The sequence below is a fragment of the Microbacterium sp. AC026 genome, assembly GCF_979258475.1.
This window is the reverse complement of record NZ_OZ409857.1, coordinates 928,842-948,542: the sequence shown is the minus strand read 5'-3', so window position 1 is coordinate 948,542 and position 19,701 is coordinate 928,842. Positions and strand designations below refer to the sequence as shown.

The 19,701-nt window shown below is 67.2% G+C and carries 17 protein-coding genes and 1 pseudogene; 10 read left to right on the top strand and 8 right to left on the bottom strand.

Annotation, left to right across the window (positions count from 1 at the left end; genetic code table 11):
- Positions 1 to 2: 2 nt before the first annotated feature.
- The 7 genes and pseudogenes from rfbD to ACZZ93_RS04855 all read left to right on the top strand — a co-directional run bounded on the left by rfbD (position 3) and on the right by ACZZ93_RS04855 (position 8,498).
- Positions 3 to 1,417 (top strand): annotated as a pseudogene (rfbD, locus tag ACZZ93_RS04885) (dTDP-4-dehydrorhamnose reductase).
- Positions 1,418 to 1,467: 50 nt separating this feature from the next.
- A complete protein-coding gene (locus ACZZ93_RS04880) occupies positions 1,468 to 3,558 on the top strand; it encodes an acyltransferase family protein (protein WP_463510582.1) in 2,091 nt (696 codons plus the stop codon).
- Positions 3,559 to 3,625: 67 nt separating this feature from the next.
- Positions 3,626 to 5,065: an acyltransferase family protein gene (locus tag ACZZ93_RS04875; protein ID WP_463510581.1), complete on the top strand. Its 1,440-nt coding sequence runs from the start codon at positions 3,626 to 3,628 to the stop codon at positions 5,063 to 5,065.
- Positions 5,065 to 5,703, top strand: coding sequence for an SGNH hydrolase domain-containing protein (locus ACZZ93_RS04870; protein WP_463510580.1), 639 nt, complete (start codon positions 5,065 to 5,067; stop codon positions 5,701 to 5,703). Before ACZZ93_RS04875 ends, ACZZ93_RS04870 begins: the two co-directional genes overlap by 1 nt.
- A 92-nt stretch (positions 5,704 to 5,795) precedes the next feature.
- Positions 5,796 to 6,932, top strand: a complete 1,137-nt coding sequence (gene glf, locus ACZZ93_RS04865; protein ID WP_320487942.1) for a UDP-galactopyranose mutase — start codon at positions 5,796 to 5,798, stop codon at positions 6,930 to 6,932.
- Between the two features lie 10 nt (positions 6,933 to 6,942).
- Positions 6,943 to 7,764 carry an ABC transporter permease gene (locus ACZZ93_RS04860; RefSeq protein ID WP_295105250.1) on the top strand — a complete coding sequence of 274 codons (822 nt, stop codon included), beginning with the start codon at positions 6,943 to 6,945 and terminating at the stop codon, positions 7,762 to 7,764.
- Entirely contained in the window at positions 7,761 to 8,498 is a 738-nt protein-coding gene (locus ACZZ93_RS04855; RefSeq protein ID WP_053095640.1) for an ABC transporter ATP-binding protein, read from the top strand. Before ACZZ93_RS04860 ends, ACZZ93_RS04855 begins: the two co-directional genes overlap by 4 nt.
- 25 nt (positions 8,499 to 8,523) lie before the next feature.
- On the opposite strand, the gene ACZZ93_RS04850 is transcribed toward ACZZ93_RS04855, so the two are convergent.
- From ACZZ93_RS04850 to pseB, 3 genes are read right to left on the bottom strand one after another with little or no spacing between them, the layout of a single operon-like run.
- Positions 8,524 to 9,366 carry a cytidylyltransferase domain-containing protein gene (locus ACZZ93_RS04850; RefSeq protein WP_463497431.1) on the bottom strand — a complete coding sequence of 281 codons (843 nt, stop codon included), beginning with the start codon at positions 9,364 to 9,366 and terminating at the stop codon, positions 8,524 to 8,526.
- Positions 9,252 to 10,376, bottom strand: coding sequence for a DegT/DnrJ/EryC1/StrS family aminotransferase (locus ACZZ93_RS04845; protein ID WP_463497428.1), 1,125 nt, complete (start codon positions 10,374 to 10,376; stop codon positions 9,252 to 9,254). The genes ACZZ93_RS04850 and ACZZ93_RS04845 overlap by 115 nt, the downstream gene beginning before the upstream one ends.
- A 2-nt stretch (positions 10,377 to 10,378) precedes the next feature.
- Positions 10,379 to 11,368, bottom strand: a complete 990-nt coding sequence (gene pseB, locus ACZZ93_RS04840) for a UDP-N-acetylglucosamine 4,6-dehydratase (inverting) (protein ID WP_056278197.1) — start codon at positions 11,366 to 11,368, stop codon at positions 10,379 to 10,381.
- 106 nt (positions 11,369 to 11,474) lie between these two features.
- Between pseB and ACZZ93_RS04835 the strand changes: the two genes are divergently transcribed.
- Positions 11,475 to 12,959, top strand: a complete 1,485-nt coding sequence (locus ACZZ93_RS04835; RefSeq protein WP_463510579.1) for a GNAT family N-acetyltransferase — start codon at positions 11,475 to 11,477, stop codon at positions 12,957 to 12,959.
- A 10-nt stretch (positions 12,960 to 12,969) separates the two neighbouring features.
- Here the strand turns inward: ACZZ93_RS04835 and pseI are convergent, their stop codons facing one another.
- Positions 12,970 to 14,031, bottom strand: a complete 1,062-nt coding sequence (gene pseI / locus ACZZ93_RS04830) for a pseudaminic acid synthase (RefSeq protein ID WP_463510578.1) — start codon at positions 14,029 to 14,031, stop codon at positions 12,970 to 12,972.
- 92 nt (positions 14,032 to 14,123) lie between these two features.
- Between pseI and ACZZ93_RS04825 the strand changes: the two genes are divergently transcribed.
- Complete coding sequence (locus ACZZ93_RS04825) at positions 14,124 to 14,855, top strand: hypothetical protein (RefSeq protein ID WP_463510577.1); 732 nt, start codon at positions 14,124 to 14,126, stop codon at positions 14,853 to 14,855.
- Complete coding sequence (locus ACZZ93_RS04820; RefSeq protein ID WP_053095645.1) at positions 14,856 to 15,221, top strand: hypothetical protein; 366 nt, start codon at positions 14,856 to 14,858, stop codon at positions 15,219 to 15,221.
- A gap of 29 nt (positions 15,222 to 15,250) precedes the next feature.
- On the opposite strand, the gene ACZZ93_RS04815 is transcribed toward ACZZ93_RS04820, so the two are convergent.
- The 4 genes from ACZZ93_RS04815 to ACZZ93_RS04800 form a co-directional block, all read right to left on the bottom strand.
- A complete protein-coding gene (locus tag ACZZ93_RS04815) occupies positions 15,251 to 15,871 on the bottom strand; it encodes a hypothetical protein (RefSeq protein ID WP_463510576.1) in 621 nt (206 codons plus the stop codon).
- Positions 15,872 to 15,875: 4 nt separating this feature from the next.
- On the bottom strand, positions 15,876 to 16,832 hold the full coding sequence (locus tag ACZZ93_RS04810) for a glycosyltransferase family 2 protein (protein ID WP_463510575.1): 957 nt from the start codon (positions 16,830 to 16,832) through the stop codon (positions 15,876 to 15,878).
- Positions 16,833 to 16,930: 98 nt separating this feature from the next.
- Positions 16,931 to 18,229 carry an O-antigen ligase family protein gene (locus ACZZ93_RS04805; protein WP_053095648.1) on the bottom strand — a complete coding sequence of 433 codons (1,299 nt, stop codon included), beginning with the start codon at positions 18,227 to 18,229 and terminating at the stop codon, positions 16,931 to 16,933.
- Complete coding sequence (locus ACZZ93_RS04800) at positions 18,226 to 19,641, bottom strand: O-antigen ligase family protein (RefSeq protein ID WP_463510574.1); 1,416 nt, start codon at positions 19,639 to 19,641, stop codon at positions 18,226 to 18,228. Before ACZZ93_RS04800 ends, ACZZ93_RS04805 begins: the two co-directional genes overlap by 4 nt.
- Positions 19,642 to 19,701 lie beyond the last annotated feature (60 nt).

The following is a 19,701-nucleotide window of genomic DNA, read 5'->3' as shown; positions in this document are numbered from 1 at the left end:
CGGTGAGCGAGATCGACTTCGGAAAGCCTCTGAGTCGCACCGAGACGACGATTCCCGGGCTCGAGATCTTCGATCTGCCCGTGCACGGCGACTCGCGCGGATGGTTCAAGGAGAACTGGCAGCGCGAGAAGATGACCGCACTGGGCCTCGCCGATTTCGGTCCGGTGCAGAACAACGTCTCCTTCAACGACGCCGTCGGCACGACCCGAGGGATCCACGCCGAGCCGTGGGACAAGTGGGTGTCGATCGCGACCGGTCGGATCTTCGGGGCCTGGGTCGACCTGCGAGAAGGCCCGACATTCGGAGCGGTCTTCACGGCGGAGCTGGATCCCTCGAAGGCGATCTTCGTGCCTCGCGGCGTCGGCAACTCCTACCAGACCCTCGAGCCTGACACCGCGTACACCTACCTCGTGAACGATCACTGGTCGCCGGACGCCTCGTACTCGTTCCTGAATCTCGCTGACGAGACCGTCGCGATCGAGTGGCCCATCCCGCTCGCCGAGGCCGAGGTGTCTGCGAAGGACCTCGCACACCCGCGTCTCGCGGATGTCGAGCCGGTCGCCCCGAAGAAGACCCTCGTCATCGGCTCGGGCGGGCAGCTGGGAACCGCGCTGCGAGCCGAGTTCGAAGGCGTCGGCAGCGTCGAATGGACGACGCGAGCGGATTTCGATCTCGGATCGACGACTCTGACCGACGCGCGACGGTGGCGCGACTACGACACGATCATCAACGCCGCCGCGTACACGGCCGTGGATCGTGCGGAGACGCCCGAGGGCAGGCGGGATGCGTGGGCGGTCAACGCCGCCGGACCGGCAGCTCTCGCTCGCATCGCTGCGGAGCACGGCATCACCCTCGTGCATGTGTCGAGTGACTACGTCTTCGACGGAACCGCCGAGCGACCGTACACGGAGGACGACGTCGTGTGTCCACTCGGCGTCTACGGCCAGTCGAAGGCGGCGGGCGATCTCGCCGTCTCCACAGCCCCTCGTCACTACATCGTCCGCACCTCGTGGGTGATCGGGAGTGGTGGGAACTTCGTGCGCACCATGGCGTCGCTGGCCGCGAAGGGAGTCGACCCGAAGGTCGTCGACGACCAGCGGGGAGACTCACGTTCGCTGAAGAGATCGCGCGCCTCATCCGCACCCTCGTCGAGACCCGCCCGCCGTTCGGCGTCTACAACCTGACGTCCGAGGGCGAGAGCGTCACCTGGGCCGACATCGCCCGCCGTGTGTTCGAACTCGTCGGCGAGGATCCGGCGCGGGTCACGGGTGTGTCGACTGACGCGTACTTCGCCGCGGCGACGTCGCCCGTCGCCCCGCGCCCCACGAACAGCGTCCTCGACCTGACCCGGGTGCAGAGCATCGGCTTCACCCCTCGCGTGGGAGACGAGCTCCTCAGGGAGTATCTCGGGTCGTGAGCGTGTCGTTGCGGAGCGCAGACGCTCCGACCGCGGCGCCGAAGGCGCGGGTGTTCCGAACCGACATCCAAGCACTTCGCGCCGTGGCCATCGGCCTGGTGGTGCTCAATCACCTCTGGCCGATGCGCCTGCCCGGCGGCTACGTCGGAGTCGATGTGTTCTTCGTGATCTCCGGCTTCCTCATCACGGGGCACCTGGTGGGCGAGATGACACGGACCGGGGGAGTGCGCCTCGGTGCGTTCTACGCCCGACGGATCCGGCGCCTGCTTCCGGCGGCGCTGCTCGTCCTCGCGGTGTCGCTCGTGCTTCTCGTGCTGTTCCTTCCCTACCCTCGCTGGGAGCGGGGCGCCTGGGAGGTCGCAGCGAGCGCGGGGTACGTCGAGAACTGGTTCCTGGCATCGATGTCGGTCAACTACTCGGCGCTCAATGATGCGGCGAGCGTGGTCCAGCACTATTGGTCGCTCTCGGTCGAAGAGCAGTTCTACATCGTCTGGCCCGTGCTGCTGGTGGCCGCGCTGGCCGTGTCGCGGCGCACCGGACGACCGGACACGCGACGCGGAGTGAGAGCGCGGACGGCCACGGCGCTGATCGCGGTCGTCGCGCTGGTGGGGGTCGCCTCCTTCGTCGCCAGCGTCGTCTACACGACCATGGCTCCGCCTCAGGCGTACTTCGCGACGTTCACGCGCGGGTGGGAATTCGCAATCGGCGGGGCGGTCGCGCTGCTCGGCAGTCGAATCCCGCTCGGACTCGCCGCGGCCGACATCGTCAGCCTGCTCGGGTTCGGCCTCATCGTCGTCGCCGCCTTCGCCTATGATCATGCGACTTCTTTCCCCGGGTACGCCGCACTGCTGCCGGTTCTCGGCACCGCAGCGGTGATCCTCGCCGGAAACTCGCACGCCGCTCTCTGGCATGCGAAGGTGACCGCACTGAGACCTGTGCAGTGGATCGGCGGAATCTCGTACTCGCTCTATCTCTGGCACTGGCCGCTCATCGTCGTCGCCCCGTTCGTCATCGGTGGCGAAGCGAGCACTCTCTCGAAGATCGCGGTTCTGGCCATCTCGCTGGTGTTGGCCGTGCTCACGAAGAGGTTCGTCGAAGACGCCGGACAGACCTGGGGATATTGGCGCGGCTCCTCGCGCCGCGCGTTCGGGCTCATGGTCACGGGGATGCTCGTCATCGCGGCGCTCGTGGCGGCGGTCCTTGCCGCATATGCGGCGAGGGTCGAGGCGGACAGCCCACCGGACGACCTCGCCGCGTCGACGTGCGAAGGGCCTTCGGCGCTCGCACCGGGGGCCGAGTGCGACGACCCTTTCGGGGCTGCGGACTATTCGGTGATGACCAAGAAGAACGAGTACTTCTACACGCCTGCGGAGTGCGGCGAGTTCCTGCCGATTCTCACGTATGGGGACCTCAAGACCACCCACGAGTGCGATTTCTCGCGAGGCGAAGAGGATCCGACGAGGGTGTGGCTCATCGGGGACTCCCATGCGCAGCAGTGGCAGGGAGCTGTGTTCGACATCGCAGAGGAGCACGGCTGGATCGTCGACACGAGTTTCTACGGCGGGTGTCCCGCAGCCGACGTCGAGTTCATCGGGTTCCGCAGCGCGTGGGGTGCCGCCGACGTCGAGAGGTGCCGCGAGTGGTCGAGCGACCTCGCCGACACCGTCGCCGAAGAGGATCCGGACCTCGTCATCACCGCGATGGCGTCGCGGCTCCAGCTGGTGGACGACGGCAGCGACCGGCCGCAGGTCGATCAGATGTCGGACGGACTGCTCGATTACTGGACGCGGTGGAGCGAGGAGGGGATCAAGGTGCTCGCGCTGGCGGATCCTCCGTTCAACGCTGAGGTCAGAAGCCCCGACTGCGTGCTGCACAATGCCGAGGACCCGAAGTCCTGCGCGCGCCCTCGAGCCGAGGCACACCCGGTCGACCCGGTGGTCGTGGCGGGCGCTCAGGCAGAGTCACCGTCGATCAGCGTGCTGGATCTGACCGACCGATTCTGCGACGCGACATCGTGCTACGCCGTGGTCGGCGGCATCCCCGTCTACTACGACGCGGATCATCTCAATCTCGAATACGCCAGACTGCTGGGAACCGAGATCGACGCGGCGGCCGAGCGACTGCTCGCAACGGGCGGATAGGCTGGCAGAGGCAGACGGTCGACCCGAGACGACTGCGGCGACACCCCTCGCCGATACGCCGCCCCTCATGAAAACGACGCACCCGACACCGCTTCCTCCGACCGCGCCTGTCGCCGGGGATCCGCTCACCCGCCGCGCGGACATCGACGGTCTGCGCGCGCTCGCCATCCTGCTGGTCGTGGCGTACCACGTGTGGCTGGGGCGCGTCTCGGGCGGCGTCGACGTGTTCCTGATGGTCTCCGCCTTCTTCCTCACCGCGTCGTTCGTGCGACGAGTCGGGTCGGAGCGTCCGCTCGCGCTCGCGTCCTTCTGGTTGCGCCGCTTCCAGCGGCTGCTGCCCGCCGCGGCCGTGACGATCGTCGGCGTCCTCGGCGTCGCGTTCGCGGCGTATCCGCAGACCGAGTGGCCGCGCGTCTGGCGTGAGGCCTGGTCGAGTCTCTTCTACGTCGAGAACTGGACGCTGGCCCTGTCGGAGGTCGACTACTACGCTCGCGACTCCGTGACCCCGAGTCCGTTCCAGCACTTCTGGTCGCTGTCGGTCCAAGGACAGGTCTTCATCCTGTGGCCGCTCATCATCGCCGCGGTCTGGCTGATCCTCCGTCGTCGGCGCCACCTCGTCATCCCCGCACTCGCCGTCGTCTTCGGGACGATCTTCGTCGCCTCGCTCGCATTCTCGGTCGTCGAGACGATGCGCGCCCAGTCCTTCGCCTATTTCGACACCCGCACGCGACTGTGGGAGTTCGCGGCCGGCTCGCTCGTCGCGATCGCTCTCCCGCATGTCCGCGTCCGACCGTCGATCGCCGCACTCCTCGGTTGGGTCGGGATCGTCGGCATCGTCATGTGCGGAATCGTGCTCGACGTGCAGGGCGGATTCCCCGGGTATCTCGCTCTGTGGCCGGTGATCTGCACGGCGCTCGTCATCGTCGCCGGGCGCGACCGCCCGCGTGGCGGCCCCGCGATGATCCTCGAGTCGGCGCCGCTGCGATTCGTCTCCCATGACGCGTACGCGCTCTACCTCGTCCACTGGCCGGTCCTCGTGACCTGGATGATGGTGAGCGGCAGGTCCGAGCCGGGATGGCTGGCCGGCGCCGGTATCGTCCTGGTCTCGTTCGTGCTGGCGCGGATCGTGTCGACGCTCGTGGAGCGCCCGATCCGCGACGCCGCGTTCTTCGATGGCTCCCGTCGTCTCGGCGTCCTCGCACTCGCGGCCTCGGTCCTGCTGGTCGCCGCACCCCTCGCCGCCTGGCAGCTCACGATCCAGCATCGTGCGGCGGCGCTGATGGACAGCGACAGCGGCGGGTATCCGGGTGCCGCCCAGATCAACTCGCCGATCGATCTCGCCGTCACCGATCTCCCGCTGATGCCGCCGGCCACGGCGCTCGATGACGAGTGGGTGGACCTGAACGGCAGCTGCGCGGAGACCTCGAACCTGTGGAGCCTGCGCTGGCAGGCAGCTGCGCCCAGACCGCGGCAGCGAAGGACTCCGACGCCTGGCGAGTGCTCGTGATGGGGGATTCGCACGCACAGCAGCTCATGTCGCCTCTCGCCGTTCTCGCCGATCAGCAGGGATGGGGCCTCGTTGCCCTGCTGAAGGGAGGGTGCGCCATCGGCATCGGAGCTCCGACCTGGTCGGCGGCGGGTACACCCTGCGACGAGTGGCGCGCCGCGGCGATCGAGTATGCGATGAGGGTCCAGCCGGATGCGGTCTACCTGGTCGCGACCCGGGCGACGCCCTCGTCTCCCGAGGTTCTCGTCGAGGGGATCCGCGAGATCGCGGAGGAGCTCACGGCGAACGGCATCCAGGTGATCGCCGTGCGCGACAATCCTCGCTTCGATTTCGACATGTACGAGTGCGTGTCGGAGGATTCGGAGGTCGTTCCGGGTGCCGACGCCGCATCGTGCGACGTGCCCGAACTCGCCTTCGTCGACGGAGAGGATTTCGACGATCTCACGGCGGCTGACGGGGTGATCGCGGTGGACTTCCGACCCTGGCTGTGTCCTGAGGGCGTGTGCAGGGGCTCGATCGGCAACGTCGCCGTCTACATCGACGACAATCACCTCTCCGACTCGTATGGGCGCACGCTCGCCCCGATGCTCCAGCAGATGCTGGACGTGGGAGGGCGTGTCGGCACCGAGGCGGGCTGACAGGTAGCGCCGAGTGCGCTGCAGGTAGAGTTGTCTGCTGTGTGCCGCGCGACGCCGTGCGGATGTCAGCCTTGTGGGCAGAAAGCAGCAATATGGATCTTCTTGTCGTCGGGTCGGGCTTCTTCGGCCTCACCATCGCAGAACGCGCCGCCGATGCAGGCCGCAAGGTGACGGTCATCGACCGTCGCCACCACATCGGCGGGAACGCCTACAGCGAGGCCGAGCCCGAGACGGGCATCGAGGTCCACCGCTACGGCGCGCATCTGTTCCACACCTCCAACGCCACGGTGTGGGAGTACGTCAACCGTTTCACGAGCTTCACGAACTACGTGCACCGCGTGTACACGACGCACAAGGGCACCGTGTTCCCGATGCCGGTCAACCTCGGCACGATCAACCAGTTCTTCCAGTCGGCCTATACGCCCGACCAGGCACGGGCCCTCGTGCGCGAGCAGGCGGGGGAGTTCGACGTCAAGACGGCGTCCAACTTCGAGGAGAAGGGCATCGCGCTCGTCGGCCGCCCCCTGTTCGAGGCGTTCTTCCGCGACTACACCGCAAAGCAGTGGCAGACGGATCCGCAGAAGCTGTCCGGCGACATCATCAGCCGCCTGCCTGTGCGATACACCTACGACAACCGCTACTTCAACGACACGTGGGAGGGGCTGCCGACGGACGGCTACACCGCGTGGATCGAGCGGATGGCCGATCACCCCAACATCGAGGTGAAGCTGAACGTCGACTTCTTCGATGAGGCTCAGCCCCTGAACAAGAGGGCGACGGTCGGACAGCTGCCCATCGTCTACACAGGCCCCGTGGACCGCTACTTCGATTACACGGCGGGTGCCCTCAGCTGGCGCACGCTCGACTTCGAGCAGGAGGTGCTGAACATCGGCGACTTCCAGGGCACCAGCGTGATGAACTACCCCGACATGGACGTGCCGTACACGCGCATCCACGAGTTCAAGCATTTCCACCCGGAGCGCAAGGACGTCTACGAGTCGGACAAGACGGTCATCATGCGGGAGTTCTCTCGCTTCGCGAACCGCGAGGACGAGCCGTACTACCCGGTGAACACCCCGACGGACCGTGACGGCCTGCTCGCCTATCGCGAGCTCACGAGGGGCGAGAAGGACGTGCACTTCGGCGGACGCCTCGGCACGTACCAGTACCTCGACATGCACATGGCCATCGGCTCGGCGCTGTCGCTGTGGAACAACTCGCTCTCGTAGACTCGACACCGTGAGTCACGCTGCTGTCGGGGCGCCCGGGACGCCCCGGCGCTATCTGCATTCTCTGTGGTTGTTGTCGGCCAGAGACCTCAAGGTGCGGTACTCGACGAGCCTGCTCGGCTATCTGTGGTCGGTGCTCGATCCGCTCGTCATGAGCGTGATCTACTGGTTCGTCTTCACGCAGATCTTCAACCGCGACGTCGGCGAGGACCCGTACATCGTGTTCCTCATCAGCGCTCTGCTGCCCTGGGTGTGGTTCAACACGTCGGTCACGGACTTCACGCGCGCGTTCAAGAAGGATGCGCGGCTCGTACGATCCACCGCGATCCCGCGCTCGATCTGGGTCAACCGCATCGTGTTGAGCAAGGGAATCGAGTTCCTCTTCTCGCTGCCTGTGCTCGCTGCCTTCGTGATCATCAACCTGCTGGTCGAGCAGGATCCGGCGCACACGGTGCAGGTGGGCTGGGGAGTCCTCTGGGTGCCGGTCGCGATCTTCCTGCAGACCGTCCTGCTCGTGGGCCTGGGGCTTCTGGTCGCCCCGCTCTGCGTCCTCTTCGTCGACCTGGAGCGCACGACCGCGCTGATTCTGCGCGCCATGTTCTATGCGACTCCGATCATCTACAACGTCACCGACCTCCCCGGCATCTTCCAGACGCTCGGTGCATTCAATCCTCTCGCCGGGATCTTCATGCTCTATCGGATGCCGTTCTTCCCCGACCAGTGGAACCCCTTCACTCTGCTGGTCAGCGTGGGCATGACCCTCGTCATTCTGGCGCTCGGCGTATGGACCTTCCGGTCCCTCGAGCGCACCGTTCTGAAGGAGCTGGGATGACCGTCGCGATCGAGGCCAACGGGCTGGGCGTTCGGTTCCGCCGCAATCGCCGTGGGCGCCAGAACTTCAAAGACCTGTTCGCCCCTGCGGCGCGGCGGTCGCGCTCGGGTGAGTTCTGGGCACTGCGTGACGTCTCGTTCACGGTGCAGCAGGGGGAGTCGATCGGCGTCGTCGGGCGCAACGGCCAGGGCAAGTCCACGCTGCTCCGTCTCGTCGCGAACGTGCTGCTCCCCGACGAAGGGGCGGTGACCGTGCACGGTGGAGTCGCCCCGCTGATCGAGATCACGGGCGGCTTCGTGGGAGATCTGACCGTGCGGGAGAATGTCGCCTTGATGGCGGGTCTGCACGGAATGCCGCGCGACGCTGTCGCGCTGCGCTACGACGACATGATCGCCTTCGCCGAGCTGGCGGGATTCGAGGACACTCCCTACAAGCACCTGTCCAACGGCATGAAGGTGCGCCTGGCGTTCTCGGTCGTGTCCCAGCTCGACGAGCCGATCCTGCTCGTTGACGAGGTTCTCGCCGTTGGAGACAAGGCGTTCAAAGACAAGTGCTACAAGCGCATCGACGAGCTCCTCGCCGAAGGGCGCACGCTCTTCTTCGTCAGCCACAACGAGCGGGACCTCCGTCGCTTCTGCACCCGAGGTCTGTATCTCGACAAGGGCACGCTCGCCCTGGACGGGCCGATCACCGACGTCCTCGACCGGTACAACGCCGACTACAACCGCGGCTGAGCGGGATTCGCCGGCGATCTCCCGGTCATTCGCCGAGCTTCTTCTGTTCGACGTGCGCGTTGACCGCGGCCAGGTCGGGATGCGCGTCGAGCACCGCCACGATCCCGGTCGCGTCCAGCGACGCGGCACCGTGCTCCTCGATCAGCCTGCGGATGACCGTCAGGTCCTCCGGAGTGTCCAGCGTCACCCGATAGTGCGAGGCATCGACGTCCTGCGTGATCGAGTGGATGTTCGCCCGCGGTGACCCGCCCGCGTAGAGATAAGGGGTGACGTGCTCGCGCTCCGCCGGCTCGGTGGCGTTCCGGTCGGCGTCGGCGAGAGCGGCCGCGGAGAACACCTCGAAGTCGAAGCCTCGCGGGTACGTGCGCTGGAGGACGTTGGAGACATGAGCGTGAGGATCGTCCAGCTCGATGAATCGACGGACGCCTTCGAGGACCACGGCGGGATCGATCAGCGGGCAGTCCGACGTCACTCGGACGACGACATCCAACTCGGCGGAGGAAGCCGCCCCCGCGAACCGACTCAGCACATCGGTCTCGCTGCCGCGGAACACGTCGATGCCGCGTGCGTGCCCGAGCCCGGCGAGAGGGTCGTCTGCGGCGTTCGTGGTGGTGGCGAGCACGATCGGCAGATCGGTGGCGGCGAGCCTGTCGAGGTGGTGGTCGAGCATGGAGCGGCCGCCGGCCGGGATCAGCACCTTCCCCGGAAGACGGGTGCTGGTCATCCGCGCCTGCGTGATGATCCCGATCCGCGTCAACGCAGAGCCCTGAGGAGCGACTCGACGACCTGGTCGACCTGGTCGTCGGTGAGCTCGGGGTGGATGGGGAGCGAGAGCTCCTCGGCGTAGAAGGCCTCCGCGTTCGGGCACATTCCGCGGCGATAACCGGCGTCCGCGTACACGGGGTGCCAGTACACGGGCATGTAGTTGACCTGCACCCCGATGCCGTCCGCGCGCATCCGGTCGAAGACCGTCCGACGGCGTCCGTCGAGGATGCGCACCGGATAGAGATGCCGGATCAGCTCGACGTCGTCACGCTGGATCGGAGTACGGACCCCGTCGACGCCTGCGAGAGCCGCGTCGTAGCGCCGCGTGATCTCGGCGCGTCGCCGCCGGAACGAGTCGAGCCGCGCCAGCTGGGCGATCCCGAGTGCACAGGCGATGTCGTCGAGGCGATAATTGAACCCGAACTCATGGACTTCCTGATGCCACGCGCCTTCCGTCGTCATCGCGAAGCGATCGGCATCCCGCACCAGCCCGATGAAGTGGAACTCATGGGCGCGCTGGGCGATCTTCGGATCCTTGGCGACGAGCGCACCGCCCTCGCCGGTCGTGAGGTTCTTCGTCGGGAAGAACGAGAACGTCGTCAGGTCCGCGAGATCGCCGACCGGCCGACCCCGGTACGTGCTGCCGATCGAATGGGCGGCGTCGTCGAGGACGAGCGCGTTCACACGCGCCGCGATCTCTGTCAGTCTGTCGTAGTCGGCGGGGTGTCCCGCATAGTCCACGGCGGCGATCACCTTGGTGCGTTCATCGACCAGGGCGTCGACCGCGTCCGGGTCGATGAGCGCTGTGTCCTCCTCGACGTCTGCGAAGACGATGTCGGCCCCGAGGACCGACGCCATCGAGGTCGTGGCGATGAAGGTCATCGGAGTCGAGATCACGGTGTCTCCGTGCGTGACCCCCGCAGCCGCGTACGCCATGTGCAGCGCCGCCGTGCCCGAGGTCGCGGTGACCGCCCGGTGCCCGCCGGCGATCTCGCCGAGTCGCGCTTCGAATGCGGCCACTGCCGGGCCGGTCGTGAGCCAGTCGCCACGGAGCACCTCGACGACGGCCTGGATGTCCTCCTCGGAGATCGACTGCCGTCCGTAGGGCAGCATCGTCAGATCCCCGCCTCGATGATCTCGGAGATCTCCTGCTGCGAGTACCACTGATCGTTGCTGTCCGACCGGTACGCGAAGCCCTCCGGCACGGGTACGGCTCCGGCGGGCATCTGATAGCCCCAGGACGCGAGGTCGGGCTGGATGATGAAGTACTTCCCATCGCTGACCGTGACGGCGCGACGGCCCTCTTCCGGGCTGATCATCTCCTCGTGGAGCTTCTCGCCCGGGCGCAGGCCCACATCGACGAGTTCCGCTCCCGGCACGACGGCGTGGGCGAGATCGGTGACCTTCATCGACGGGATCCGCGGAACGAGGAGCTCGCCGCCCTGCATGAGCTCGAACGTGTCGATCACCATCTCGACCGCCTGGGGGAGTGTGATGAAGAACCGCGTGCATCGAAGATCAGTGATGGGAAGCGGCTTTCCCTCGGCACCCAGGCGGGAGAAGAAGGGGATGACCGAGCCGCGGGATCCCATGACGTTGCCGTAGCGGACCACCGCGAACCGCGTGTCGTACGCGGCTGCGTAGTGATTGCCGGTGATGAAGAGCTTGTCGGCCGTGAGCTTGGTCGCACCGTAGAGGTTGATCGGACTCGAGGCCTTGTCCGTCGACAGCGCGACGACGCGCTTCACACCGGCGTCGATCGACGCCTCGATCACGTTCTGGCTGCCGAGGATGTTCGTCTTCACGAACTCGAACGGGTTGTACTCGGCCGTGTCCACCTGCTTGAGGGCAGCGGCGTGAACGACGTAGTCGACGCCGTGCAGCGCGCGAGCGAGTCGCCTCTCGTCGCGGATGTCGCCGATGAACCACCGGAGTCGAGGGTCGTCGCCGAACTGCTGCCGCACCTCGTACTGTTTGAGTTCGTCGCGCGAGAAGATCACGAGACGCCGGGGATTGATGTGGGTCAGGGCGTGACGTATGAACGCCTTGCCGAACGACCCGGTGCCGCCAGTGATGAGGATGCTCGCGCCCTCGAGAACCGACACTCTGTCTCCTCAGCGTTGTCGTGATGGCACGGATGCTCGGGTTGTTCCATGCCCGGCCTATCCTATCGGGTGGGCGCAGCCGCGCCCCCGAGGAGAGGGACGTGTGATGAGCGGGCGACGGGTCCTCCTGCACTGCAATGCCGGTGTCGAGGCGGGCATGGGGCACCTCATGCGCACTCTCACCATCGCCCGCGAGGCGCGGGACCGGGGGTGGGCGGCGTCGGTGTTCGGCGATGTGGATGCGGTCGGCGCGGAGGTCCTGCGCCGGATGGATCCGGAACTCGAGCTGCTCACCGTGGACGGCGCCGCGGCGAGCCTCGGCGACTTCGCGGAGCTCGGGCGGGACGCCGACGTGATCCATCTGGACACCTATCGCGAAGTCCCCGATCTCTCGTCCCTCGCAGTGCTGCTCAGCAACATGCAGGATGGTCCGTTCGGTGTGCGCGATGCCGATCTGGCCATCGATGCCAATCTGGCGTCCGAGCGCACCTTCGCGAGTCCTGAACGCAGCCGGAGTCATCTGGCCGGGATCGACGCGGCTGTCGTACGCGCTCAGGTGCTCGCTCAGCGCGACGCCCGGAAAACGGCGGCGGCAGCGCCTCGCGTGCTGATCGTGATGGGCGGCACGGACCCTCACGGCGTGACCGCGCGCGTCGTCGCCGCGTTCGATCGCGTTCCTTCTCCGGTGGAGATCACGGTGATCGACCCCCGGCGGCGTCCCGACGTGCTGTCCGCGGCGGGGTCCTCGCGTCATGCCGTCCAGGTCCTCGGCTTCGTCGAGGACCTCCCCGCGATCGCCGCGTCCCACGACCTGGCCGTGACGGCTGCCGGCACCTCGGTCTGGGACTTCGCGTGCATGGGTCTTCCCATGGCGCTCGTCTGCGTGGCGGACAACCAGCGGGTCGGCTACCGTCAGGTCGTCGAACAGGGGCTCGCGGTGGGCCTCGGGGAGCCGCCCCATCACGGACTCGAGGAGAGGATCGGCGCGCTCGCCGATCTCCTGGCTTCTCCGGCATCGCTCGCCCGGACGGCCGCCGAGCTGAAGCGGACCGTCGACGGACTCGGGAGCTGGCGGATCGTGGCGTCCTGGGAACAGCTGCTGACGACCCGCCCTTCCGTCGAGCCTCCCTCCGGACTCGTCGCCCGTGCGGCGAACGTCGACGACGGGCGGAGACTGTTCGAGTGGCGCAACGACCCGGAGGTCCGCTCCGGCTCGCGCTCACGCGGCGAGATCGACTGGAGTTCGCACACCGATTGGCTCGCGCGAAGCCTGCGGAACCCCGACCGGCGACTCCTGATCGTCGAGTCCGACGGCGTGCCGGTCGCCACCTGCCGATGGGACCGACGGTCGGCCGACGAGTGGGAGATCTCGATCACGGTCGCACCCGAGAGCCGTGGCCGCGGGCTGGCGGCATCGGTGCTCCAGGCCGCGGAGCGAGCCCTCGCCGCACAGCCGCCGGTGCGCATGGTGGCCACCGTGCACGGCGACAACGTCGCATCACGACGATTGTTCGAGCGCGCCGGCTATCTGCCGTACCTGCCCGCCGACGATGACGGCTTCCTCACCCTCGCCCGGTGGCGGCTCTCGTAGGACTCGCGGTCTAGAGCGCATCCCAGGTCAGCGGGGTGCCGCGTTCGACGTCTCGCGTGAACGTGCGTCCGCTCACCAGGGCGAAGTCATCGGGGCGGAGTCCGCCGGCGGGGCGGATCGACCGCACGTTCTCGGGTCCCACGGTGTCGCCCGCTCGGACGTCGGTGACGACGAACAGCGAACGGCGAAGGGCGAGCACCGCTTCTTCCTGAGCGGTCGGTCCGAAGGACACACTGCTCGCGGACGCGACGCGCGCCTGTTCGGAGGCCACGACGAGAGCGCTGAACTCGTCGGGTGTGAGAGAGAAGTCCGCGTCGACGCCGCCGTCCGTTCGGTCGAGCGTGACGTGCTTCTCGATCACGACCGCGCCGAGGGCCGCAGCGGCGACCGCGACCCCGATCCCGAGCGTGTGGTCCGAGAGCCCCACCGGCACGTCGAAGGCGTCTCGGAGCGCCGCGATGTTGCCCAGTCGCGCCTCTTCGGGAACCGCGGGATAGGCCGCTGTGCAGGCCAGCAGCACGAGCTGGGTGCCACCGGCACCGCGGATGGCGGTGACCGCCGCATCGATCTCCGAGAGCGTCGCCATGCCGGTCGACACGATCATCGGCTTACCGGTGCGGGCGACCTCCCGGAGGAGCGGGATGTCGACGATCTCAGCGGATGCCGTCTTGTAGATCTCGACCCCCAGCTCTTCGAGGAACGAGACCGAGCTCGGATCGAAGGGCGTCGAGAAGGGGATGAGTCCATGGCTGCGCGCGCGATCGAAGATCGGCGCATGCCACTCCCACGGCGTGTGAGCCTCCTGGTAGAGGGAATAGAGGTTCCTGCCGCCCCAGAGCCCGTGGTCGCTCGCGACCCGGAAGGCGGGCTTGTCGGAGTCGATCGTGAGCGTGTCGGCGGTGTAAGTCTGGATCTTGAGAGCGTCGGCGCCTGTGGCGGCGACCGCGTCGACGATCGCGAGCGCCCGATCGATGTCGCCGTTGTGGTTTCCCGACATCTCAGCGATCGTGAACACGGGGGAGCCGGTGCCGATGCTCGCCGTGGAGAGCGGGATGGTCTGCGAAGAAGTCACGCCGACAACTCTAGACGCGTCCTCTCCGTGACTCGCCGCCCCGCCGATGGGACAGCCGCCGCCGTGCCCTAAGCTGAGGTCTCATGGGGCGTGTGACGGATCTTGTCGGCGATGACAGGGCGATTGCCGGAGAGGTCGACTTCTACGACCGACTCCGTCCGCTCGTCACGGCATACGGGCGAGCGGATACCGCTCGTCGGATCGCCGTCGTCGGAAATCAGCCGCTCGAGCCGTCCGACGAGCGCGCCGCGATGATCGACACGGCTGACATCGTGTTCCGAGTCAACGGCTTCCGTGTCGACGACGTCGACGGCATGCCGTCGGTGGGTCGGCGCGCCGACGTCGTCGTGTTCAATCGTGGTGTGCGTCCGACGCCCTGGTTCTTCGAGGGCTACTCCGAGCGCCTCTACCTGATGATCGAACCCGGGCGCCTGCTCTGGGAGAACCCGAAGCTCCCGGCCTTCTGGCCCGCGGATCTCGGAATCGTGACGATGCCGAACCGCGAGGTGGTGCTGCCACTCGGCGAGGCGATGGGGGCCGATCCGCGCAGCGGTGGCCAGTGGGCGACGACGGGGACGGTGATGCTCTGGATCGCCACCCGCCTGTTCCCGGACGCCGCGGTCGATGCGGCCGGATTCTCCTTCGTCGACGCGCCGGATCAGACATCATGGAACCACGCCTACGGAGACCCTCGGCGGTCGGAGCAGAGCACCGGATCGACCTGGAGTCGGCGCTCGTGCGGCACTGGATCGACTCCGGCCGCGTCACGTATCACCGCTGAATCCCACAGACCATCGACAATCACCCGAATGATTGAGGACTGAATGCTGAACCGACTCCGTCGCAGACTCGACGCCGTCGTCGAACGCCGTGTAGACGCGAGAGTGGACGCCCGCATGGGGCGTGCTCTCGAGCAGGTCGAACACGCGCAGCGCGACTACGAGGCACGCCTCGCGGGAACCCAGGCCGACTTCTCTTACATCAGATCCGAGTTCGATCGCATCGCTCCTCAGGTCGCCGCGCTCGAACAGCGGTTCGAGTGGCTGCGCGTGCGCCTCGATGTGGCTGATCTGGAAGCCGACGAGGCGCTCAGCCGCGCCCAGTCGGAGCACGAGCGCGCGCGACTGCGCCTCGAACTCGCGGCGCACTACGAGGAGCGCCTGCGCCGCCTCGAGTCCGACGGCGACTGAGCCGAACGGATCGGGCCGCCGCCGCGGGGTCAGAGCCCGACGAGGCCTCGAAGCCGATTCGCAGCCGAGCGTGCGCTGTCGACGCTCGGCTGCATCCCTGCGGCCGCGTCGGAGTGCAGCGAGGTGAGCGCCTGATCGTACTCGCTCAGCGCGCTGCCCCAGGCGGATTCGATGGATGAGGGCGGAGCGCTCTCGCCGAGCCGCTGCGCGTCGGCCTGGAGGCTCTCGATGACCTCGGTCGCGTCCTGTCCACTGGACTCGCTGACGATCTGCAGTCCTGTCAGCGCATCATCGAGCCACCCCTGAACCTGTCCGCGGAAGGCGGCGACCGAGGGGTCCGCGACGGGGGGCGGGGTCGTGATCGGTGTCATCGTCGGCGCGGGCTCCGCCGTCGGCTGAGGGGTCTCGGTCTGCGTCGGCGACGCTGACGGGGACGGGGACGGGGATGTCGATGCCGACGCGGAAGGGGAGGGCGAGCCGCTGGCTCCCGGAGTCGGGGTCTCGCCCCGCGGGAGGAGGAAGAACAGCAGCACGCCCACGATGACGAGCACGGCGACGACGAGTCCGACGATGAGCCAGATCCGACCACGATTGCTCGGCTTCGGCTCCAGCGGGGCCCAGCGGAGCTCCGGCTGCGTGTCGTCGGTCATGATGTCAATCCTCCAGAGCGGGCATAGGCGTCCAGGAGCGATCGCGGCCGAGCTTGCCGCCCTCCTTGAGCCCCCGGAACAGGTTGCTCGTTCCTCGCACCGTGCGCTCGACGAACAGCAGACGGATGAGCTCCTTCGCGAACGTCATCGACGTCCCGAGTCCGAACAGCACCGGGTTGTAGTTGCCGTGCACGCGGTAGTAGTGCTTGATGTATGCGCGGTTGCGCATGATGTAGAACCGGTAGGCGTTGCTCGACGCGTTCATGTGGCGGATGCCCATGTCCCACTGCTTGATCTCGCGAGTGCGTCGCAGGACGAACTCGTCGACGATCACCGCAGTGGTCTTGCGCGAGGCGAGCCATCCGTACATCTGGTCATCCCAGTAGATGAAGAAGCGGTGATCGGGCAGACCGATCTGCCTGACGATGGACCTATGGATGAACATGCCCTCGAAGCATCCGCTGTTCATCTCCTTGTAGCCCGACGCATCGAACCCGGACGGCGCGAACGGGATCGGGATGCCCATGCGCTCAGCGATCCGGTACTGCCAGTAGAACTCGCTGCCGTCGTAGTCGTACCGGCGGCCCTGGATGCTCTTGAACCGCGGGGCCCACTTGCCCATCTTCGCCAGGCCGTCGGTCACGACCTCGACGTCGTCATCCATCATCCAGATCCACTCCGAACCCAGCTCGTACGCCGTGCGCATGCCTTCGCTGAAGCCGCCCGACCCACCGGTGTTCGTCTCGAGGCGTCGGTAGATGATCTCGGTGCCGAGCCGAGGACGGAAGGAGTCGACGACCTCGGTGGTGTCGTCGGACGAGGCGTTGTCGATGATCACGACGTGGCCCGGCTTCGGGTCCATCGCCGTGATGCTCTCGAGGAGGCCGGTCAGGAGGTGAGACCGGTTGTACGTGACGATGACGATCGTCGCGGAGGCCGGGTCGAAGGGGGCGTGAGTCACGAGGTGAAATCTCCGGAGGCTCGGGGCCCGCAGGGCGCCGCGAGCAGATCCACCCTACCCGGAGCAGTTCGGAATCCGCCGAGGGCGCGGCGCGGAGGTCAGCGTTCGGGACGCAGCGTCGGGATCGCTCCGGTGTGCGCGGCGTCGATGTTCTCCCGCCACGACCTCGTCTGGCCGGCCCGCAGCGCACAGAGCACGAGCATGAACCAGCCCGCGCCGACGATCGTGAAGCTCTCGAACATCGACTCGACGGCGAGTGTGACGAGCATGAGCGGGGTCCAGGCGTAGACCACCGAACGTCGAGCGCTCGCGACGAGCCAGGACCGGACGGTGGCGATGCCGCCGAACAGGAGGAAGAGCACGAGGCCGGCGGCGCCCAGTTGCAGCAGGACGTCGAAGTACGCGTTCAGCGCGCTCTGGTGGTGGTCGTCGAGCAGGAAGTTGATGTACGTGAACGGGAACTCTCCGCGGGCCCACGCGCCGTACCAGCCCCACCCCTCGACCGGCTTGAGAGCGACGAAATCGAGGATCGTGTTCCACAGGGTCGCTCTGATCGAGAAGTCCGACCCGGCATCGAGCAGCGCGATGATCACATGGCGCAGTGCGAACGCGGCGGCGAGGGCGAGAGCGACGAGGACACCGAGCACCCACTGCACGATGGTCCGCCGCTCGGGCGGGGTGTGACGGACGATCGCGAGCGCGACGGCGACGACGCCGACTGCGGCCGCGAGCACGAGCACGGTGGGGGAGGAGGAGAAGAAGGCCAGCAGCGCCGCGAGCGCGATCGAGGGGATCGCGATGCGAGCGGTCAGCGACTGCGACCGCCACTCCACCACGAAAGTGATGAGTGCGATCACGGTGACGAAACCGAGCATGTTCCTGCTGCCGAAGATCCCCTGCACGGGTCCGCCGACGGCCAGGTCTCCCTGGATGCCGAGGAAGAGGAAGGGCGTGTCGAGCAGCACGCCGGAGAGGAGCTCCAGGCCCAGAGACACGAGGAGGAGGAACCTCAGCGAGTCGCCCAGGGCTCGGACGGTCTGGAGGGTGTCGCGGATGTGGCCGACGGTGATCGCCAGGAAGGCGAAGCCGAAGAGCTCCATCCAACCGAAAGCGGTGTCGGACTTGTCGGTCGTCCACACGATGCTGACGGCGGCCCACGCCAGGAAGGCCAGCAGCGAGGAGGGAGCGATCCGCAGCAGCGACAGCTCCTCCCTGCGCACCCACAGGATCCAGGCGCCGACGACGCACAGGACGGCGATGATCGTCGCGAGGGTGACCGATGAGGCGATGTGCTCGATCGCGAACGACGAGAAGACCGCTGTGAGGACCGCGATCGTGTACGCGCGGGCGAACTCGGCCGAGCCGAGCAGATCGCTCAGACGACGTTCGGGCGTCACGGAACCCGCCGGCTTCGCTCGCCGCGCTCGATCACACGCTCGCGTTCACCGACGCCGACCAGGGGCACGACCTTGATCTTGAACGAGAGCAGGACCAGCAGCATCCAGCCCCAGAGCATGATCGGGGTCGATTCCGTCAGACCCTGCACGAGCAGCACGACCGTGAAGAGGCTCGGAAGCAGAGTGATCGCCGAATAGTCGCGGTCCGACCTCAGATCCCAGCGCGGGCGGTCGATGGCGAAGAACCACGAACGCCAGAGCAGGCTGAGATAGGCGAGAGCCATGAGGACGACCCCCACCACGCCCAGCTGCATCAGGACGTCGAGCCACATGTTGTGCGCGTGGAACACCGTGATGCCGTGATCCTCGATCCATCCGGCGAAGGCAGGATCGAAGGGGACCCAGGGACTCGAGAACCCGTTGCCGAAGATCGGATGCTCCGCGGCACGCGCGAGGACCTTGTCCCAGATCTTGTCGGAGCGCCCGGTGAGGTCTGCGCTGCGACCGATGAGGGCGAACAGGGGTTCACGCAGGAGCCAGACGGCGGATCCGATGACCACGGCACCGCCGATGAACAGCACATACAGTCGTGTTCGTGCGCCCGGAGACGTCGCGCGGCGCATCAGCAGGGCGACGACCAGGACTGCGGCGGCAGCGGCGGCGCACACGTATGCCGTCGCGGATCCGGCCCGGACGAGGAAGTATCCCGCGAGGAGGGCCCAGAGCGCGAGAGTGGTGCGCCAGCGCGTGCGCGCGGCGAACAGCACGCCGAAGGTGAGTATCGCGAACAGGCAGATGATGGCGAGCACGTTCGAATTGCCCACGATGCCCTGGATCCGGCCGCCGTCCACGAGGTTGCCGCGAACCCAGTACCAGTGGGCGTCGGTCTCGCCGTCCGGCCGCACGAAGAAGTTCGGCAGGATCGGAGCGTGGACCACAAGGGCGACCCACAGTTCGAGCGCGAGGGACAGGCCGAGGATCCACTTGAACGCGGAAGCGAGCGCCCGCACGATCTCGTGCCAGGTCAGCACGTGGACGATGAAGAGCGCGTTCACCGTGACGGTGGCGAGCAGGACCCAGGTGATGACGGTCGCTCCGCGCCACTGAGACCACGCGATCGAGAGCAGGGCCAGCGTGGTGTAAGCGACGGCGGCCCAGGGGAGGCGACGCCACGCGAACGCGGCAGGTCTGCGACGGGCGATCATCGGAACGCCGATGGAGAGCGTCGCGATCAGGAACACGACGAGGGTGATGAATGCGCCGATCTCGCCCACGAGGTTGTACACCGCCGAGTGCGCGAAGGTCGCGAACAGCACCAGGCCGATGTACCCGCGCAGCAGAAGATGCCCCGTGGACTCGCGCTCGGGAGCGGCGGGCGGGGCGGCGACCGGGTGCTTCGTGTATTGCGCCATCGCGTTCAGGCTACCGCGCGGAAGTCGGGAGTCACCGATGGGACGGTCGTGGCACCGTGG